This is a genomic window from Cellulosimicrobium sp. E-16 (assembly GCF_049913115.1).
Lineage (GTDB): Bacteria > Actinomycetota > Actinomycetes > Actinomycetales > Cellulomonadaceae > Cellulosimicrobium.
Window position 1 is genome coordinate 1,687,207 of the sequence record NZ_CP183974.1, and the last position, 18,055, is coordinate 1,705,261.

An 18,055-nucleotide genomic window follows, 5' to 3' on the forward strand; every position below is an offset into this window, starting at 1 on the left:
CCGGGCCGTGCCGACGACCGGGTCACGAGGAGAGCGCGTCGCGCAGCACGTCCAGGCCCACCGAGCCGAGGTTCAGCGCACGCGCGTGGAACGCCTTGGCGTCGAACGCCTCGCCGCGGGCGGTGGCCGCCGCGCGCGCGTCGTCGCGCGTGGCCTCCCACAGGCGCTGGCCGACCTTGTACGACGGCGCCTGGCCCGGCCAGCCGAGGTAGCGGTCGAGCTCGAAGCGCACGAACGAGTCGGGCATGTTGACGTTCGCTCGCAGGAACGTCAGGGCCTTGTCGGCGTCCCAGGTCCCGCCGCCCCACTGCTCGGGCGCGGGCAGGCCGAGGTGCACGCCGATGTCGAGCACGACGCGCGCGGCGCGCATGCGCTGCGCGTCGAGCATGCCGAGGCGGTCGCCGTCGTCGTCGAGGAACCCGAGGTCCGCCATGAGGCGCTCCGCGTACAGCGCCCAGCCCTCGCCGTGGCCCGAGACCCAGCACGCGAGCCGGCGCCACGTGTTGAGCGTCGCGCGCGCGTACACGGCCTGGCCGCACTGCAGGTGGTGGCCCGGGACGCCCTCGTGGTAGACCGTCGTCTTCTCGCGCCACGTGTTGAACTCCGTGACGTCCGACGGCACCGACCACCACATGCGGCCCGGCCGGGAGAAGTCGTCGCTCGGCGGCGTGTAGTAGATCCCGCCCGTCTGCGTCGGCGCGATCATGCACTCGAGGTCGAGCACCGGCGTCGGGACGTCGAAGTGGACGCCGTTCAACGCGGTGATCGCGGCGTCCGACGTCTCCTGCATCCACGACTTCAGGGCGTCGGTCCCGTGCAGCGTGCGGGTCGGGTCGGCGTCGAGCGCGGCGACGGCGTCCTCGACGCTCGCGCCCGGCCCGGCGATGCGGCGCGCGATCTCCTCCTGCTCGGCGACCACGCGCGCGAGCTCCTCGAGACCCCACGCGTACGTCTCGTCCAGGTCGACCTCGGCGCCGAGGAACGTGCGCGAGAAGAGCGCGTAGCGCTCGCGGCCCACGGCGTCCTGCTCGGGGGCCTGCGGGGCGAGCGTCGTCTCGAGGAAGTCCGCGAGGCGCCCGTAGGCCTCGCGCGCCGCGGCGGCGCCGTGCTCGAGCTCCTTGCGCACGAGCGAGCACGCCGAGGAGTCGTCGAGGACCGCGTTGGCCTCCGGGCCGGCGACGAACGTCGTGAAGAACGAGCCCTCCGCGTCGGCGAGCTCGCGCGACTGCTGCACGCCGATCCGCACCTGGCGGATCGCGGCGACGTTGCCGCGGGAGGCCGCCTCCGTGAGCGACGCCATGTACCCGTCGATCGCGGTGGGGAGGGAGTTGAGACGCGAGGCGATGTTCTCCCACGCCTCGACCGTGCCGGTCGGCATGATGTCGAAGACGTCGCGCAGCTCCTGCACCGGCGACGCGATGTTGTTGAGGCTCGCGAGCGGCTCGCCCGCCTCGTGCAGCTCGAGCTGGAGGCCGACGCGCTCGCGCATCGCCGCGAGGGTGACCCGGTCGACGTCGTCGACCGGCTCCAGGCCCTCGAGCTCGCGCAGCACCGCGCGGTCGGCGTCGGCCCGCGCGTCGTGCCCGGCGGGCGAGAGGTCGGAGACGAGGTGGTCGTAGCCGGACAGGCCCATCGCGGTCGCGGAGATCGGGTCGAGCTCGGCGATCCGCGTGACGTAGGCCTCGGCGACGGCGTCGATCGGCGTGGGTGTGCGGTCGGGGGTCCCGGCGGATGCGCCGGCAGGTGTGGTGGTGGTGTCGCTCACCCGGTCGAGACTACTCGGCGGCCGGTCGCGGGTCTGCCGGATTCTCCGGGGTCTCTGCGTCGTCGTCCTCGGCCTGGTCCGTGGCCGAGTCCTCGAGGGGAGCGTCGTCGGACAGGGCGCGGAGCGCCGCCGCGAGGTCGTCCGCCCAGGCGCGGTGGTAGCGCACGAGGAGCACGCCCGTCGCGTCCGCGTCGTCCGCGGCGTGCCAGACGGCGACCGGGTCGCCCGGCCGCGGACCTGCCGCGCCGTCGGGCACGACGACGCGCGCCGGGCGTGCGGTCCTCGCGCCGGACGCGGTGGTCACGACCAGCGTCGCCCGCGCGACCGAGGGACCTGCCGTCCCCTCGGCGGTGCCCGTGGTCGAGTCCACGGCACCGACCGCGGGGAGCACGAGCGTCCCGGTCGCCCGGACCGGCGCGGCGAGCAGCGCGTCGCGGCCGCGGGCGAGCCCCGCCACCACCCGGTCGTCCTGGTAGCGCACGAGCGCGAGCAGGGCCGTGACGAGGAGCCCCAGCGTCGCGACCACCACGACGGCGTCCGGCACGGGCCAGCCGCGGCCCGACGCGAGGCGCTGGTAGACGAGCAGCGCGACGGTCGGCACGAACGCCACGGCCCAGGCCCAGCGGCGCCAGCCCGGCACGGGCTCCACCGCCGGCAGACCGGTCGGGTCCGCCTCGACCGCGTCGGCGGAGGCGGGCAGCTCGACGAGCACTCCCCGCTCGGGCAGGCGGCGCACGCGGGGCGACGCGTTCGGCGCGGTCACGACCGCAGGCTCCAGCGCCAGGAGTCGGCGTTGTGCCGGCCGGAGCGCCCGCCGAAGTTCTTCGCGGTCGCGCCGTCCCCGTTCCCGCGCAGCCCCCGCGCCCGGTTGGTCCACTCGTCGACGGGCGCGACGTCTTCGGGCAGACCGTCGGCGGCGGCCGCCGCGGCGAGGCCCGCGACGAGCGCGGCGACCTCGAGCTCGTCCGGCGCGCCCCGCACGACGCGGACGCTCGGGGCGTCTGGGCGCGGCGTGCTCACTCGTCGTCCTCGTCGTGGTCGTGGTCGTCGGCCCCGCGGCCCACGCCCCACTCGGGCACGGCGTAGCCGGCCTCGACGAGCCGCTCGCGCGCCTCGTGGCCCCACCGGTCCAGGAGCCCGACGACGTCGTCGAGGTCCGGCCCGCCGGGGTGCGTCATGACGACGTAGTCGAGGGTGAACGTGTCGTCCTGCACGTCGGCCGGTGAGGCGTCGTCGTCGACCTCCTCGTCGGCGCCCGGGTCCCACACCGACGTCGTGAGGTCGGCGTGGATGCCGAGCGCGCCGTGCAGCTCGTCGAACAGCCGCGCGTTGAGCGCGCCGATGCGGCCCTCGAGCGCGAGGACGCGCGGGTCCTCGTCCGCCTCGGACGCCCCGAACTCGGCCCGCACCCCGACGGCCGTCTCGACGTACTCGTGCAGCGCCGCCGTGAGCGCGTCGACCGCGGCGTGCAGCGGCGCCGGGTCCACCGACCCGAGCGGCACGGGTCCGTGCGTGGCGTCGTCGTGGCTCATGCGTGGTCCTTCCTCGCGAGGTTCGTCGGGCGCTGGTGCTCGCTCGTGGTCACAGCGGGATGTTGCCGTGCTTCTTGGGCGGCAGGGTCGCGCGCTTGGTGCGCAGCGCCCGCAGCGCGCGCACGACCTGCACGCGCGTCTCCGACGGACGGATCACCGCGTCGACGTACCCGCGCTCGGCGGCGTCCCACGGGTTGACGATCGCGTCCTCGTACTCGGCGACGAGCCGTGCGCGCTCCGCCTCGACGTCGTCGCCCGCGTCCGCGGCGCGCTTGAGCGCCGCGCGCTGAAGGATGTTCACCGCGCCGCCGGCGCCCATGACGGCGACCTGCGCCGTCGGCCACGCGAGGTTGACGTCGGCGCCGAGCTGCTTGGAGCCCATGACGATGTACGCCCCGCCGTACGCCTTGCGCGTGATGACGGTGACGAGCGGGACCGTGGCCTCGGCGTAGGCGTAGATGAGCTTCGCGCCGCGGCGGATGATGCCCTGGTGCTCCTGGTCGACGCCCGGGAGGAACCCGGGGACGTCCACGAGCGTCAGCACGGGGATGTTGAACGCGTCGCACGTGCGCACGAACCGCGCCGCCTTCTCCGCGGCGTCGATGTCGAGCGTGCCCGCCATCGCGAGCGGCTGGTTCGCGACGACGCCGACCGACTGGCCCTCGACGTGCCCGAACCCGACGAGCACATTCTTCGCGAACAGCGGCTGCACCTCGAGGAACGCGCCCTCGTCGAGCACGTGCTCGATCACCGCGCGCATGTCGTACGGCTGCGAGTCCGAGTCGGGCACGAGCGCGTCGAGCTCGAGGTCCTCCTCCGTGACGTCGAGCTCGACGTCGTCGGGCGGGAACGACGGCGCGTCCGAGAGGTTGTTCTGCGGCAGGTAGGACACGAGGTGGCGCACGTAGTCGATCGCGTCGTCCTCGTCAGCGCCGAGGTAGTGCGCGACGCCGGACTTCTCGTTGTGCGTCAGGCCGCCGCCGAGCTCCTCGAAGCCCACGTCCTCGCCCGTCACGGCGCGGATCACGTCCGGTCCGGTGATGAACATGTTGGACGTCTTGTCCGCCATGACGATGAAGTCCGTCAGGGCGGGGGAGTACACCGCGCCGCCCGCGCTCGGGCCGAGGATGAGCGAGATCTGCGGGATCACACCGGACGACGCGACGTTGCGGCGGAAGATCTCCGCGAACTGCGTGAGCGCCGCGACGCCCTCCTGGATGCGCGCGCCGCCGCCGTCGGAGATGCCGATGAGCGGCACGCCCGTGCGCAGCGCGAGGTCCTGGACCTTGGTGATCTTCTGGCCGTGCACCTCGCCCAGGCTCCCGCCGAACACGGTGAAGTCCTGCGAGTACACGCACACCTGGCGGCCGTCGATCGTGCCGTGCCCGACGACGACGCCGTCGCCCGCCAGGCGCTTCTTCTCCAGCCCGAAGTTGTGCGAGCGGTGCTTGGCGAAGGCGTCGAGCTCGACGAAGCTGCCCTCGTCGAGCAGCGCCTCGATGCGCTCGCGCGCCGTCTTCTTGCCGCGCGCGTGCTGCTTGGTCCGCGCCGCCTCCTCGGGCAGCTCGGTCGCCTCGGCGCGGCGACGGTCGAGGTCGGCGAGCTTGGCCGCGGTGCCCACGAGGTGGGGCGCGTCGGGCGATGTCGGGGGGGCCTCGGGCGTCGCGGGCGAGGTGGTCGCAGAGTCCGTCACGGACCCGAGCCTAGTTGGCGGGTGGCGCCAACTCGATGCGGGCGACGCCAGCACGGCCGGGGCGGGTCTTGGTGGGTGTCGACAAACCCGACGCGGGCGCCAGGGACGTGCCACCGGGTGCCCGGACCGCCGGGCCGCCCTCGTGCCGGACCGTCCGCGTGCGGGAGGATGGCGGGCATGGCGAGCGCGCGCGAGGACGAGACCAGGCCCGACGGCGAGGGGCGGCCTCCGCTCCGGCCGGAGTTCCTGCGGGAGCTGCTCGTGACGCCTGCGGGACCGCTCGCCCGGCTCGAGGTCGTCGCCGAGTCGGCCTCGACGAACGCCGAGCTCGCGCGTGCGGTCGCCGCCGACCCGGGCGCCTGGCCGGCGCCGGCCCTCCTCGTCGCCGAGCACCAGCCCGGAGGGCGCGGCCGGCTGGGCCGCTCGTGGACGACCCCGCCGCGCGCCGCGCTCCTCGGCTCGCTCCTCCTGCGCCCCGAGGTGCCGCGCGAGGCACTGAGCTGGCTCCCGCTCCTCGCCGGGCTCGCGACCGCCCGCGCGCTGCGCGCGACCGCCGGGGTCGACGCCGTCGTCAAGTGGCCGAACGACGTCCTCGTGCCGGACCCGGGCGCCGCGCCGGGGTCGCAGGACGTCGCGACGCCGGGAGCCGGCGACCAGGCGCCGCTGCGCAAGGTCGCCGGCATCCTCGCGGAGGTGCTCCCCGACGGCGGCGTCGTCGTCGGCGTCGGGCTCAACGTCTCCCAGGAGCGCGACGAGCTGCCCGTCCCCACGGCCACCTCGCTCGCCCTGGCGGGCGCCGCGACGACCGACCGGGAGGTCGTGCTCGTCGCCCTCCACGAGGCGTTCGGCGAGGTCCTGGTGCGCTGGCAGGACGCCGGGGGCGACGCCCGCGCGGCCGGGCTCGACGCCGACTGCGCCGAGGTCAGCGCCACGCTCGGGACGCGCGTGCGCGTCGAGCGCGTCGGGGGCGGCGACGTCGTCGGGCTCGCGACCGGGCTCGCTCCCGACGGCGGCCTGGTGGTGCGGGAGGACGACGGGACGACGAGCGTCCACCACAGCGGCGACGTCCACCACCTGCGCCGGCACGACTGATCTCGCCGGCCGCGGCCGAGGAATAGGATCGCCGGGTGCCCGTGGACCCTGAGCAGAACGAGCCCGTCCCCACCACCCCGTCCCCGGACGGCGGGGAGGGCGGCGAGCCGGCCCCGGACACCGAGGCGACGGAGGCGGTGCTCGACGAGGCGCTGCTGGGCGGCCCCCGCACCCTCACCGTCGAGCGGCTCGCCGAGCGCGCCGGCGTCGGCGAGGACCGGGTCCGCGCCTACTGGCAGGCGCTGGGCCTCCCTCTCACCGAGGGCGAGGAGCACGCGTTCACCGAGAAGGACGCGCAGGCGCTCGCGGACGTGTTCGCCTTCGCCGAGACGGAACGGCTCGACGAGCGCGCGCTGACGACCCTCATCCGGTCCACCGGGCACACGACCGAGCGGCTCGTGCTCTGGCAGGTCGAGGCGCTCGTCGAGCACCTGACGCGCCGGTTCGACCTCGACGACACGAGCGCGCGCCTGCTCGTCCTCGACCGGCTGCCCGAGCTCGCGCCCGTCCTCGAGGAGCAGCTCCTGCACGCCTGGCGCCGCCAGCTCGCGGCGGTCGCCGGGAGGTTCGCCGTCGAGTTCTCGGACGCGCGCGCCACCGCGGTCGACGAGCACGAGCTCCCGCTCCCGCGCGCGGTCGGGTTCGCGGACATCGTCTCCTTCACGCAGCGCACGCGCGGGCTGGGATCGAGCGAGCTCGCGGAGTTCGTCCAGCTCTTCGAGACGAGCGCGCGCGACGTCATCACCGCCGCGGGCGGGCGCGTCGTCAAGACGATCGGCGACGCGGTGCTCTACGTCGCCGACGACGTCGCGACCGGGGCGCGCGTCGCGCTCGGCCTGGCCGAGGCCGGCGGGCGGGAGGAGGACGTCGACGTCCCACCCGTCCGGGTCAGCCTCGTGTGGGGCCGGGTCCTCTCGCGGTTCGGCGACGTGTTCGGGCCGAGCGTCAACCTCGCCGCCCGCCTCGTCGACATCGCCGAGCCGACGACGGTCCTCGTCGACCGCGACACCGCGGGCCTGCTCGCGGGCGACCAGCGCTTCGCGCTCACGGCGCAGCCCGAGACCGAGGTGCAGGGGCTCGGCACGATCGAGCCCGTGCGCCTCCAGTGGGCCTACCGCGGCTGACGCCCTGCCGACGTCGCGGCCCGCTCAGACGGCCTCGAGCAGGCCCGGCCCGTCGTTCGTCACGGAGTTGACCAGGGTCGAGATCTCGCGCGCGACCATCGGGACGTCGTCGTGCGGGCCACCGAGGCCGAGCAGGTCGGCCGCCCCGCGGGCGTCGACCGCCGGGTCGAGCCACGCGTCCCACGCGTCGGCGGGCAGGACGAGCGGCATGCGTTCGTGGATCTCGGCGAGGTACGGCGCCGCGTCCGTCGTGATGATCGTCGTCGAGACGAGCCAGCGGTCGGGGTCATCGTCCGCCTTGGTCCGGTCGCGCCAGAACTCGTAGAGCCCGGCGAACGCGGCGCTCTCGCCGCCGCCCGGCGTGATCCAGTACGGCTGCTTGGGCACCTTGCCCCGGCGGACGGGCGCGCCCGCGGACCCGGCCGGGGACGCGCCGTCGGGCAGGACACGCCACTCGTAGTACCCGTCCGCAGGAACGAGGCAGCGGCGCACGCCGAACGGCTTGGCGAACGCCGGCTTGTCGAGGATCGACTCCGCGCGCGCGTTGATCATGCGCGCGCCGCCCTGGGGGTCCTTGGACCACGACGGCACGAGGCCCCAGCGCGCGAGGCGCAGCGAGCGCCGGACCTCGCCCGTGTCCTTGGCCGCGCGCTCGACGACGATCCGCACGGGGTCGGTCGGCGCGAGGTTCCACGACGGCGGCAGGAGCCGCGCGTCGTCGGCCACGTCCGCGATCGCGAACTCGTCCGCGAGGTCCTGCGCGTCCCGGAAGGAGGCATAGCGTCCGCACATGCCCCCAGCCTGCCGCACGCCACCCACGCGCGGAGAACGGGAGCCGCGGCGGGGTGGGCGAGCCCCCGGCGGGGGGAGAGGAGGCTCACTCCCGCACGGGCGGTCTCGCCCCGATCGAATCGATACGATGGACGCCATGCCCTCTTCCTCGGTCGACCCCGCCGTGCCCCGACCGAGATCGAACGCCCGCTGGGTGCTGCTCCTCGGCGCGCTCGCCACGCTCCCCGCGCTCACGGTCGACATGTACCTCCCGCTGCTGCCCGAGGTGGGCGCCGAGCTCGGCGCGCCCGACTCGCTCGCGCAGCTCACGCTGTCCGGGATGCTGCTCGGCGGCGCGGTCGGCCAGCTCGTCATCGGGCCCCTCTCCGACCGCTACGGCCGGCGCCTGCCCGTCCTCGTCGGGCTCTCCCTGCACGTCGTCACCTCGCTCCTGTGCGCGCTCGCGCCCAACATCGGCATCCTCATCGGGCTGCGGGTGCTCCAGGGTTTCTTCAACGCGTCGGCCTCCGTCGTCGCGATCGCCGCGATCCGCGACCGCTTCACCGGGTCGGACGCCGCGCGCATCCTGTCGCGCCTCATGCTCGTCATCGGGCTCGCCCCGCTCCTCGCGCCGTCGATCGGGTCGTTCATCGGGGCCCACGCCTCGTGGCGCGCGGTGTTCTGGGTCCTGGCGCTCGGCGGCATCGCGCTCGGTGCGATCGTGCTGATCTGGATGCCGGAGTCCCTGCCCGTCGAGCGACGACGGCCCGCCGGGGCACGCACCGTCCTGCGTGGCTACGCGAGCCTCCTGCGCGACCGCCACTTCGTGGCCCTCGCCGTCCTCCCCGGACTCGGCCAGGCCGTGCTCATGAGCTACGTCGTCGGTTCGCCGTTCGTCCTCCAGGAGGGGTACGGGCTCAGCCACGGACAGTTCGCGCTCCTCTTCGCGGTCAACGGCATCGGCCTCGTCCTGTCCGCGCAGGCCAACGCCGCGCTCGTCCGTCGCGTCGCGCCCGTGCGCCTGCTCCGGACCGCGCTCGTCGTGCAGGGCGTGTTCGCCGTCGGGCTGCTGCTCGTCGCCGTGACCGGCGCGGGCGGGATCGTCGGGATCGTCGCCGCCCTGTTCCTCGTCCTGTCGATGCAGGGCATGATCCCCGCGAACGCGTCGGCGCTCGCGCTCACCCGGCACGGCGAGATCGCGGGCACGGCGGCCGCCGTCATCGGGGCCTTCCAGTCGGGCGTCGCCGGCCTGGTGAGCCCGCTCGTCGGCGTGCTCGGCGGCGACGCCGTCGCGATGGCGACCGTCATGCTCGGCGCGGTCGTCGCGTCCCTGCTCGTGCTCGCCCTCGCCACGCCCGCGTTCCGCCGCGGCGGCTGGCACACCCCGGTCTGACGGCCACCGGCGGGCCACGCGCTCGTCGACCACCCGTCGCCCGCCGGACACCCCCGTGTCGCCGGACGGCGCTTGGCTGGCTCCCATGAGACCCACAGCCGTGCTCAAGGTCGCCGCCGCGCTCACCACCGCCGTCGCCGTCGCGCTGACGCCCTGCGCGACGGCGCTCGCCGCTGCACCGGGCGCCCTCGCCGCCCGTCCGGGCGAGGGGGCCGGCCACGGCCGCACGACGGCCGTCGTCCCCACGCTCGTCGCGCGTGCGACGCTCGCCGCGGACCACCTCGAGGAGGGCCCGCCGTCCGGCGCGCTCGCGACGCCCGCCAACGGCCGTCAGGGGCCGTTCGACGGCCAGGTGATCCCGGGCTTCTCGGCCGTGATCGACAACGGCGACGGGACCTTCTGGGCCCAGCCCGACAACGGGTTCGGATCGAAGGGCAACTCGGCCGACTTCCTCCTGCGCCTCTACCGCGTCACGCCCCGCTGGGAGACGGCGCGCGGCGGCGCCGGCGAGATCGAGGTCGGCGAGCACCTCTCGCTGCGCGACCCGGACCACCACGTCGACTTCCCGATCGTCCACGAGGACACCGAGGAGCGGCTCCTCACCGGGGCCGACTTCGACATCGAGTCCGTCGTGCGCGCGAAGGACGGCACCTTCTGGATCGGGGAGGAGTTCGGGCCCTTCCTGCTGCACGTCGACGCGACGGGCGCGCTCCTCGCCCCGCCCGTTCCGTTCCCCGACGGCAAGTCACCCGCCAACCCCTACCTCGCGCCCGGGGAGACGCCGCTCGTCGGGTCGAGCCGCGGGTTCGAGGCGCTCGCGGGCTCGCGCGACGGCCGCTACCTGTACCCCGTGCTCGAGGGCGCGCTCGTCGGCGACGACCCGCGCGACCGCGTGGTGCGCCAGTTCGACGCGCGCGCGGGCCGGTACACCGACCGCACCTGGACCTACCGCGTGGACACCGACGCGAACGTCGTGGGCGACGCGTTCCTGGTCCGTGGCGACGAGCTCCTGCTCGTCGAGCGCGACGACGTCGACGGCGAGCAGTCCGTGACCAAGCGCGTCTACCGCGTCGACCTCGGCGAGGCCGACCGGTCCGGCCGGCTCGAGAAGGAGCTCGTGCTCGACGCGCTGAAGATCGCGAACCCGTACGGCCTCGGCGCGGGAGACGGCTACGGCACCGGCGACCCGTTCTCGCTGCCCGTGCAGTCGTTCGAGACCGTGGTCCAGCTCCGCGACGGCCGCCTGCTGCTCGCGAACGACAACAACTACCCGGGGAACGACGCGCGCGTGCCCGGCACTCCCGACGACACCGAGATGGTCCTCGTCGACCTGCGGCGCGAGCGCGTCGCGACCGACGACGTCACCGTCGTCGGGCACCGCGGCGCGAGCGGCCACCGCCCCGAGCACACGCTCGCCGCGTACGAGCAGGCGATCCTCCAGTGCGCCGACTTCATCGAGCCCGACGTCGTCTCCACGAAGGACGGCGTGCTCGTCGCCCGGCACGAGAACGAGATCGGGGGCACGACGAACGTCGCGCAGCACCCCGATTTCGCCGAACGCCGCACGACGAAGACGATCGACGGCACCGCCGTCACCGGGTGGTTCACGGAGGACTTCACGCTCGCCGAGCTGCGCACCCTGCGCGCGAAGGAGCGCATCCCGGCCGTCCGTCCGCAGAACACGGCGTTCGACGGCCTCTACCCGGTCCCGACCCTCGCCGAGGTCCTCGACCTCGCCCGGCACTCCGAGACGTGCGACGGGAAGCAGGTCGGGGTGTACCCCGAGACCAAGCACCCGACGTACTTCGACTCGGTCGGGCTGTCGCTCGAGGAACCGCTCGTCGCCGCGCTGCGCGAGGCCGGGCTCGACTCACGCACGGCGCCCGTCGTCGTGCAGTCGTTCGAGACGGGCAACCTGCGCGAGCTCGACCGCCAGACGAAGGTCGACCTGGCGCAGCTCGTCAGCAGCTCCGGCGCCCCCTACGACCTCGTCGCCGCCGGCGACCCGCGCACGTACGCCGACCTGGTCACGCGCACCGGCCTGCGGGAGATCGCGCGGTACGCGGACGGCGTCGGGCTCGAGAAGAACGTCATGATCCCGCGCCGCGCCGACGGGACGCTCGGCACGCCGACGCCCGTCATCCGGGACGCGCACCGCGCAGGGCTCGAGGTCCACGGGTGGACCTTCCGCGCGGAGAACCAGTTCCTGCCCGCGGAGCACCGATCGAGCGCCGACCCGGCCGCGCACGGCTACCTCGCCGGCGAGGTCCGCGTCTTCCTCGACGCCGGCATGGACGGGTTCTTCACCGACCAGCCGGACCTCGGCGTCGCCGCCGTGCGCGACCGCTGACACCTCCGCAGGTCCGTCCTTCGCCGCCCTTTCACACGTCCTCCTGCTGGTTCAGCGCACGCATCCACGCCGCACCCTTTACCCTCAGACCGTGCCAACGACCGCCCCCGCCTCGTCGTCCCCGCGCTCGCGGCCCCGAGCGCCGCAGACGACGCACTCCCGGAAGGGCGGGGAGGACAAGCCCTCCGGCGGCCCGCACCACGCGCGCGCCCTGCGCTCGCACCGCGTCGCGCGGGCCGTCGGGCTCGTCCTCACCGGGGCGCTCGTCTTCGTCGCGGTGGGTGCCGGAGCCGTGTACCTCGACCTCAAGTCGAAGATCACCGTGAGCGGCGCGACGGACTACGTCGTCGGCATGCCGACGGAGGAACCACCGAAGGACCCGTCGGACCCGTTCGCGGGCAAGGCGCTCAACATCCTCGTCATGGGCACCGACTACCGCGACGCCGCGAACGAGGCGATCGCCGGCAAGGAGGAGGGCATGCGGTCGGACACCACGTTCATCGTGCACGTGTCCGGAGACCGCACGCGCATGGAGGTCGTCTCGATCCCGCGCGACTCGCTCGTCGACCTGCCGGAGTGCAAGCTCCCGGACGGCTCGATGTCCTCGCCCCGTCGCAACGTGATGTTCAACGAGGCGTTCCAGATCGGCTCGGGCGGCGTCGACGACATGGACGCCGCCGCCGGCTGCACGATCTCGTCGGTCTACAGCCTCACGGGCGTGCCCATCACCAACCACGTCGTCGTCAAGATGACCGGGGTCATCGGCGTCGTCGACGCGATCAACGGTGTGACCATGTGCTTCCCGGAGCCCGTCAAGGAGAGCCCGCGGTACGGCACCCTGGACCTTCCCGCCGGGGAGCACACGCTCAACGGCCACGAGGCGATCAGCTTCCTGCGCGCCCGGCACGGCACGGGCATGGGGCTCGAGATGGGGTCCGACCTCACGCGCATCGCGCGCCAGCAGGCGTTCATCGACTCGGCCGTGCGCGAGCTGCTGTCCCAGAACATCATCACCAACTCGCCCCAGCTCTACGGGGTCATCGAGGCCGTGCTCAGCTCGATCAGCGCGGACCCCACCATCGCGGACCCGACGGCGCTCGCGGGCCTCGCGTTCAGCCTCCGGGCCATCAAGCCCTCCGAGGTCGTCTTCACCCAGGTGCCCGTCGTCGAGGCGGCCAGCGACCGCAACCGCGTCGAGTGGACGTCGGAGGCCGACGCGATCTGGCAGCGGCTCATCGACGACGCGCCCGCGCCCGGCCACGAGCCCGTCGACCCGCGCGACGACGCGACGGCGCCCGCGGGCGGCACGACCGACCCGGCGACGGGGACCGACCCCAACACGACCGACCCGGGGGCGGGCACGACCGATCCTGGGACGACCGATCCAGGGACGACGGACCCGGGCACGACGCCCGAGACCCCGGTCGAGGAGCTGCAGCCCGGCGTCTGCGGCTGAGCTGGCCCGCCCGCGCGTGTCGATCGCGCTTCGGCGGGCGCTCTGAGGCTCGGTCAGGCGCGGGGCGCCTCGCTGAGACGGGAGAGTCGTCCCACCGCCTCGCGCAGCACGTCGTCACGCTTGACGAACGTGAACCGCACGCGTGAGCCCAGTGCACGGGCCGTCGTCGACCCTGGCGTGCAGAACGCGCTCACGGGGACGGCGACGACGCCCGCGAGGCCGGGCAGCTCGCGGCACAGGGCGGCGCCGTCCTCGAAGCCGAGCGGGGCGCCGTCGGCGATGACGAAGTACGTGCCCTGCGGCACGACGACGTCGAACCCGGCCCGGACCAGGCCCTCGCACAGCAGGTCCCGACGCGCGGCGAGCGAGTCCGCCAGTGCGCGCGGGGTCTCGTCGTCGGACAGCGCGTCGGCGATCGCGGGCTGGAACGGCGCGCCCGACGTGTAGGTGAGGAACTGCTTGACCGTCCGGACGGCGGTGACGAGCGGCTCCGGCCCGTGCAGCCAGCCGATCTTCCAGCCGGTGAAGGAGAACGTCTTGCCGGCCGAGGAGATCGTGATCGTGCGCTGCCGCATCCCGGGGAGGGTCGCGATCGGCACGTGCCGGGCGTCGTCGAACGTCAGGTGCTCGTAGACCTCGTCCGTGACGACGACCGCGTCGTGGCGGCGCGCGACGGCCGCGATCGCGTCGAGCTCGTCGAGGTCGAGCACCGTGCCCGTCGGGTTGTGGGGCGAGTTCACCAGGATGAGGCGCGTGCGGTCGGTGACGGCCGCGCGCAAGGCGTCGAGGTCGAGGCGGAAGCGGTCCGGGCCGGGCACGAGGGGGACGGTGACGTGGTTCGCCCCCGCGAGCGCGATGCACGCGGCATGGGAGTCGTAGAACGGCTCGAGCGTGACGACGTCGTCCCCCGGGCCGGCCAGCGCGAGGATCGTCGCGGCGAGGGCCTCCGTCGCGCCCGTCGTCACGAGGACCTCGGTCTCCGGGTCGGGGTCCAGCCCGTAGTGACGGTACTGGTGGCTCGCGATCGCGTTGCGCAGCTCGAGGATGCCCGGACCCGGCGGGTACTGGTTGTGGCCCTCCTCGATCGCCCGGACTGCCGCGTGCTTGACCGTCGCCGGGCCGTCGACGTCCGGGAAGCCCTGCCCCAGGTTGATCGCCCCCGTGCGGTGCGCGAGGGCGGTCATCTCGGCGAAGACCGTCGCTGCCACCGCGCCGTCCGCTCCGAGGAGGCCGGTAGCGCGGGCGGCGGCCTGCCAGCGGCCGGGCGGGAGGTCGGTCATGCCCCGACCCTAGCCGTGCCCGCGCCCACGATGTGGGACGCCGCGAGCGGGTTCCTGGCGGGTGCTCGCCGTGATCCCGAGGCTCCCGCCGGCGGTGTCCACAGGGCACTGCCGCGAGACGCGCGAATGCCCTACTCTCTCGGTCAGGTCTTTCGGTCCGGCGAGGCAGCCGGCCAGCAGAGCAGGGGGAATGCTCGACATGTCTACGGACACGCACGCCGTCGGCGTGCTCGAGGGCGAGGTGCGCGAGCTCGTCCGGCGGCGCGGGGTGGACCCCGTGCGGGACCGGGCGGCGGTCGACGAGCTCGTCCGCGAGGCGGTCGCCGACTACGAGACGCGCAGCGCGCTCGGCGCCGTCGCGCCGCTCGCCGACCCGACGGCGGCGGGCCGCGCGGTGGTCGACTCCGTGGCCGGCCTCGGACCGCTCCAGCCGTACCTCGACGACCCGGAGATCGAGGAGATCTGGATCAACGCGCCCTCGCAGGTGTTCGTCGCGCGGGGTGGTCGGTCCGAGCTCACGACGACGATCCTCACCGCGGAGCAGGTGCGCGACCTCGTCGAGCAGATGCTGCGCTCGTCGGGCCGCCGCCTGGACCTGTCCAGCCCGTTCGTCGACGCCTCCCTGCCTGGCGGCGAGCGGCTCCACGTGGTGATCCCGGATGTCACGCGTACCGCGTGGGCCGTCAACATCCGCAAGCACGTGGTCCGTGCGTCGCACCTCGATGATCTCGTGCGGCTCGGCTCGCTCACCCCGCAGGCGGCGGCGTTCCTCGACGCCTCGGTCCGCGCCGGGCTGAACATCCTCGTCGCGGGCGCCACCCAGGCGGGCAAGACGACGATGCTCAACGCCCTCGCGGGCTCGGTGCCGCCCACGCAGCGCGTCGTCACGTGCGAGGAGGTGTTCGAGCTCCGGTTCGCCGTGCGGGACGTCGTGTCCATGCAGTGCCGCCAGCCGAGCCTCGAGGGGACCGGCGAGATCCCGCTGCGGCGCCTCGTCAAGGAGGCGCTGCGCATGCGCCCGGACCGGATCGTCATCGGGGAGGTCCGCGAGGCGGAGAGCTTCGACCTCCTCGTCGCGTTGAACGCGGGAGTTCCCGGGATGTGCACCTTGCACGCGAACTCGGCCCGCGAGGCGATCACCAAGATGTGCACGCTGCCGCTGCTCGCGGGCGAGAACGTCTCCGACCGCTTCGTGGTGCCGACCGTCGCGTCCGCGATCGACCTCGTCGTCCACCTCGGCGTCGACGTCGACGGGCGGAGGGTGGTGCGTGAGGTCCTGGGCGTCACGGGGCGGGTCGAGCAGGGCGTGGTGGAGGCCGCGGAGATCTTCGTCCGGGCCGGGGACCGCCTGGTGCGGGCGGACGGGTTCCCGCCCGGCGCGGACCGGTTCGCGCGTGCGGGGATCGACCTGGCAGCCGTGCTGCACCCCGGGCGCGCGCTCGTCGCGGACGCTTCGGAGGCTGACTCGGCGAGCACGGCGTGGTCGGGGGCGAGCTGACGTGGGCGTGGTCGTGGGATTCCTGCTCGGTGCGGGCCTGTTCTGCGTCTGGTGGTCGTTCTGGACGCCAGGCCCGCCCCGGGAGCGCCGCGCGGACGGCTGGGCGGCCCGTACCCAGGACCTCCTCGTGCAGGCGGGTGCGCCCTCCGTGACGCCGGGCGCTCTGGTGGCGACGAGTGCGGGCGTGGGGCTCGTGGTCCTCCTCGTCGCGACGGTCCTCGCGGGGTCGGTGACGATCGCCGCGTGCTTCGGGGCGATCGCCGCGTCGCTGCCGGTGCTCCTCGTGCGCTCCCGCGCCCGACGCCGGAGGGCGCGGCTTCGCGACGTGTGGCCCGAGGTGCTGGACCACCTCGCCTCCGGCGTCCGCGCTGGCCTGTCGCTGCCCGAGGCCGTCGGCCAGCTGGGCGAGCGTGGGCCGGCGGAGCTGCGGGAGCCGTTCGCCCGGTTCGCGCTGGACTATCGCGCTTCGGGGCGCTTCGGGGACTGTCTGGACCGGCTCAAGGACCGCCTCGCGGACCCGGTGGCCGACCGCATCGTGGAGTCGCTGCGGCTGACGCGCGACGTGGGCGGGACGGACCTGGGGCGGCTCCTGCGCACCCTCTCGGCGTTCCTGCGGGAGGACGCGCGGACCCGTGGCGAGCTCGAGGCGCGTCAGTCCTGGACGGTGAACGGCGCGCGGCTCGCCGTCGCGGGCCCCTGGGTGGTGCTCGGATTCCTGGCGACGCGGCCCGAGACGGCGGCGGCCTACAACTCGCTGACGGGAGCGCTCGTCCTCGCCGTCGGAGCAGCCTGCTCCGCCGCGGCGTACCAGCTCATGCTGCGGATCGGGCGCCTGCCCGAGGAGGAGAGGGTGCTCCGATGAACGTGCTCGACGTGTCAGTGTCGGGTGCCGCGGTCGGGGCGCTCGGCGGGGTGGGGGTGCTGCTCGTCGCGGCCGGTGTCCGCGGTCGTGCGATCCGGCTCGACGAGCGCCTCGCGCCCTACCTGCGTACCCACGACAGGACGTCGGTGCTCCTCCGCGACCAGCCGACCTGGACGCCGTTCCCGACGGTCGAGCGTCTGCTCGCGCCGGTGCTCGCCGACGCCGGCCGGGCGCTCGAGCGGCTCGGCTCCACGTCCTCCGACGTCCGCCGTCGGATCGAGCGCGCGGGCCGTCGTCAGAGTGTCGAGCAGTTCCGTGCACGCCAGCTCGTGTGGGGCGTCGTCGGGCTCGCCCTGGGCACGTTGTTCGCGATCGTCCTCGCCGCGACGCGGGGCTCGTCCGTCGTGCTGCTCGTGCTCCTCGCGCTGCTGTGCGGGGTGGGAGGCATCCTCGCCTGCGACCACGCCCTGACCCGCGCGGTGCGACGCCGGGAGCACCGCATGCTCGCGGAGTTCCCGACCGTCGCCGAGCTGCTCGCCCTCGCGGTGAACGCCGGCGAGGGCCCGGTCGCGGCGCTCGAGCGTGTCGCGACGGCGGCCCGCGGGGAGCTCTCGGGCGAGCTGCGCGCGACCCTGGCGTCGGTACGCTCCGGCACGCCCCTCGCGCGAGCGCTCGAGCAGCTCGCCGACCGGACCGCTCTGCCGAGCCTCACCCGCTTCGCCGAGGGAGTCGCCGTCGCGGTGGAGCGCGGGACCCCGCTCGCCGACGTCCTGCGCGCCCAGGCGCAGGACGTGCGCGAGTCCGGGCGTCGCGCACTCATGGAGGCGGGCGGCAAGAAGGAGGTGGCGATGATGATCCCGGTCGTCTTCCTCATCCTCCCCGTGACGGTGGTCTTCGCCGTGTATCCGTCGCTCGCCACGCTGCGGCTCGGGTTCTGAGCGGGGGGCTCCCCGGGGTGCGCTCGACACCCGCACAGCCCGAGACGGCACGACCGACGACGAACGAACGAACGAGGGGGAACCATGCAGGGGTGGGGTCACAGGACGCAGGGTGCGCGGCGAGCAGGGCGCGAGGCGCTCGGACGGCTGGTGCGCGGAGAACCAGAGCGGGGGGACGTCCCGGGGTGGGTGCTCATCACGTTGATGACGGCGGGACTCGTCATCGCGTTGTGGGCGGTCGCAGGGCCGGCGCTGACCCAAGCCTTCAGCAACGCGATCTCGAGCGTGGGCGCGCCCTGAC

At 74.4% G+C, this 18,055-nt stretch carries 16 protein-coding genes; 9 read left to right on the top strand and 7 right to left on the bottom strand.

The window, feature by feature from the left end; genetic code table 11:
- Positions 1–22 precede the first annotated feature (22 nt).
- Genes ACN9MS_RS07350 through ACN9MS_RS07370 form a run of 5 tightly spaced genes read right to left on the bottom strand, consistent with a single transcriptional unit; the run spans position 23 to position 4,918 of the window.
- Positions 23–1,765 (bottom strand): DUF885 domain-containing protein, encoded by a 1,743-nt coding sequence (locus ACN9MS_RS07350; protein ID WP_426311346.1) that lies wholly within the window; start codon positions 1,763–1,765, stop codon positions 23–25.
- A gap of 10 nt (positions 1,766–1,775) precedes the next feature.
- Entirely contained in the window at positions 1,776–2,528 is a 753-nt protein-coding gene (locus ACN9MS_RS07355; protein WP_426311347.1) for a hypothetical protein, read from the bottom strand.
- Entirely contained in the window at positions 2,525–2,785 is a 261-nt protein-coding gene (locus ACN9MS_RS07360) for an acyl-CoA carboxylase epsilon subunit (RefSeq protein WP_426311348.1), read from the bottom strand. The genes ACN9MS_RS07355 and ACN9MS_RS07360 overlap by 4 nt, the downstream gene beginning before the upstream one ends.
- Positions 2,782–3,297, bottom strand: a complete 516-nt coding sequence (locus tag ACN9MS_RS07365) for a hypothetical protein (protein WP_426311349.1) — start codon at positions 3,295–3,297, stop codon at positions 2,782–2,784. Before ACN9MS_RS07365 ends, ACN9MS_RS07360 begins: the two co-directional genes overlap by 4 nt.
- 49 nt (positions 3,298–3,346) lie before the next feature.
- Positions 3,347–4,918: an acyl-CoA carboxylase subunit beta gene (locus ACN9MS_RS07370; protein ID WP_426311855.1), complete on the bottom strand. Its 1,572-nt coding sequence runs from the start codon at positions 4,916–4,918 to the stop codon at positions 3,347–3,349.
- Positions 4,919–5,167: 249 nt separating this feature from the next.
- On the opposite strand from ACN9MS_RS07370, the gene ACN9MS_RS07375 reads away from it, so the two are divergent.
- A complete protein-coding gene (locus tag ACN9MS_RS07375) occupies positions 5,168–6,082 on the top strand; it encodes a biotin--[acetyl-CoA-carboxylase] ligase (RefSeq protein WP_426311350.1) in 915 nt (304 codons plus the stop codon).
- Positions 6,083–6,117: 35 nt separating this feature from the next.
- On the top strand, positions 6,118–7,206 hold the full coding sequence (locus tag ACN9MS_RS07380; RefSeq protein ID WP_426311351.1) for an adenylate/guanylate cyclase domain-containing protein: 1,089 nt from the start codon (positions 6,118–6,120) through the stop codon (positions 7,204–7,206).
- A 24-nt stretch (positions 7,207–7,230) separates the two neighbouring features.
- On the opposite strand, the gene ACN9MS_RS07385 is transcribed toward ACN9MS_RS07380, so the two are convergent.
- Positions 7,231–7,998 carry an SOS response-associated peptidase gene (locus ACN9MS_RS07385; RefSeq protein ID WP_426311352.1) on the bottom strand — a complete coding sequence of 256 codons (768 nt, stop codon included), beginning with the start codon at positions 7,996–7,998 and terminating at the stop codon, positions 7,231–7,233.
- A 136-nt stretch (positions 7,999–8,134) separates the two neighbouring features.
- Here ACN9MS_RS07385 and ACN9MS_RS07390 point away from each other — a divergent pair, with 136 nt between their 5' ends.
- The 3 genes from ACN9MS_RS07390 (at position 8,135) to ACN9MS_RS07400 (ending at position 13,176) form a co-directional block, all read left to right on the top strand.
- Positions 8,135–9,370 (top strand): multidrug effflux MFS transporter, encoded by a 1,236-nt coding sequence (locus ACN9MS_RS07390; protein WP_426311353.1) that lies wholly within the window; start codon positions 8,135–8,137, stop codon positions 9,368–9,370.
- Between the two features lie 85 nt (positions 9,371–9,455).
- Positions 9,456–11,720 carry an esterase-like activity of phytase family protein gene (locus ACN9MS_RS07395; protein ID WP_426311354.1) on the top strand — a complete coding sequence of 755 codons (2,265 nt, stop codon included), beginning with the start codon at positions 9,456–9,458 and terminating at the stop codon, positions 11,718–11,720.
- A gap of 91 nt (positions 11,721–11,811) precedes the next feature.
- Positions 11,812–13,176: an LCP family protein gene (locus ACN9MS_RS07400; protein ID WP_426311355.1), complete on the top strand. Its 1,365-nt coding sequence runs from the start codon at positions 11,812–11,814 to the stop codon at positions 13,174–13,176.
- Between the two features lie 53 nt (positions 13,177–13,229).
- On the opposite strand, the gene ACN9MS_RS07405 is transcribed toward ACN9MS_RS07400, so the two are convergent.
- Positions 13,230–14,456, bottom strand: a complete 1,227-nt coding sequence (locus ACN9MS_RS07405) for a pyridoxal phosphate-dependent aminotransferase (protein ID WP_426311356.1) — start codon at positions 14,454–14,456, stop codon at positions 13,230–13,232.
- Positions 14,457–14,655: 199 nt separating this feature from the next.
- Between ACN9MS_RS07405 and ACN9MS_RS07410 the strand changes: the two genes are divergently transcribed.
- The 4 genes from ACN9MS_RS07410 (at position 14,656) to ACN9MS_RS07425 (ending at position 18,054) form a co-directional block, all read left to right on the top strand.
- On the top strand, positions 14,656–15,954 hold the full coding sequence (locus ACN9MS_RS07410; protein WP_426311856.1) for a CpaF family protein: 1,299 nt from the start codon (positions 14,656–14,658) through the stop codon (positions 15,952–15,954).
- A 1-nt stretch (position 15,955) separates the two neighbouring features.
- Complete coding sequence (locus tag ACN9MS_RS07415) at positions 15,956–16,816, top strand: type II secretion system F family protein (RefSeq protein ID WP_426311357.1); 861 nt, start codon at positions 15,956–15,958, stop codon at positions 16,814–16,816.
- Complete coding sequence (locus ACN9MS_RS07420) at positions 16,813–17,754, top strand: type II secretion system F family protein (protein WP_426311358.1); 942 nt, start codon at positions 16,813–16,815, stop codon at positions 17,752–17,754. The genes ACN9MS_RS07415 and ACN9MS_RS07420 overlap by 4 nt, the downstream gene beginning before the upstream one ends.
- Positions 17,755–17,838: 84 nt before the next feature.
- On the top strand, positions 17,839–18,054 hold the full coding sequence (locus tag ACN9MS_RS07425) for a hypothetical protein (RefSeq protein WP_426311359.1): 216 nt from the start codon (positions 17,839–17,841) through the stop codon (positions 18,052–18,054).
- The last annotated feature ends 1 nt before the right edge of the window (position 18,055 follow it).

Bases quoted from the DNA above. Each gene is read 5' to 3' on its own strand.
- ACN9MS_RS07420 (WP_426311358.1), top strand. From the start codon at position 16,813: ATGAACGTGCTCGACGTGTCAGTGTCGGGTGCCGCGGTCGGGGCGCTC.
- ACN9MS_RS07405 (WP_426311356.1), bottom strand. From the start codon at position 14,456: ATGACCGACCTCCCGCCCGGCCGCTGGCAGGCCGCCGCCCGCGCTACC.
- ACN9MS_RS07425 (WP_426311359.1), top strand. From the start codon at position 17,839: ATGCAGGGGTGGGGTCACAGGACGCAGGGTGCGCGGCGAGCAGGGCGC.
- ACN9MS_RS07365 (WP_426311349.1), bottom strand. From the start codon at position 3,297: ATGAGCCACGACGACGCCACGCACGGACCCGTGCCGCTCGGGTCGGTG.
- ACN9MS_RS07375 (WP_426311350.1), top strand. From the start codon at position 5,168: ATGGCGAGCGCGCGCGAGGACGAGACCAGGCCCGACGGCGAGGGGCGG.
- ACN9MS_RS07395 (WP_426311354.1), top strand. From the start codon at position 9,456: ATGAGACCCACAGCCGTGCTCAAGGTCGCCGCCGCGCTCACCACCGCC.
- ACN9MS_RS07385 (WP_426311352.1), bottom strand. From the start codon at position 7,998: ATGTGCGGACGCTATGCCTCCTTCCGGGACGCGCAGGACCTCGCGGAC.
- ACN9MS_RS07390 (WP_426311353.1), top strand. From the start codon at position 8,135: ATGCCCTCTTCCTCGGTCGACCCCGCCGTGCCCCGACCGAGATCGAAC.
- ACN9MS_RS07410 (WP_426311856.1), top strand. From the start codon at position 14,656: ATGTCTACGGACACGCACGCCGTCGGCGTGCTCGAGGGCGAGGTGCGC.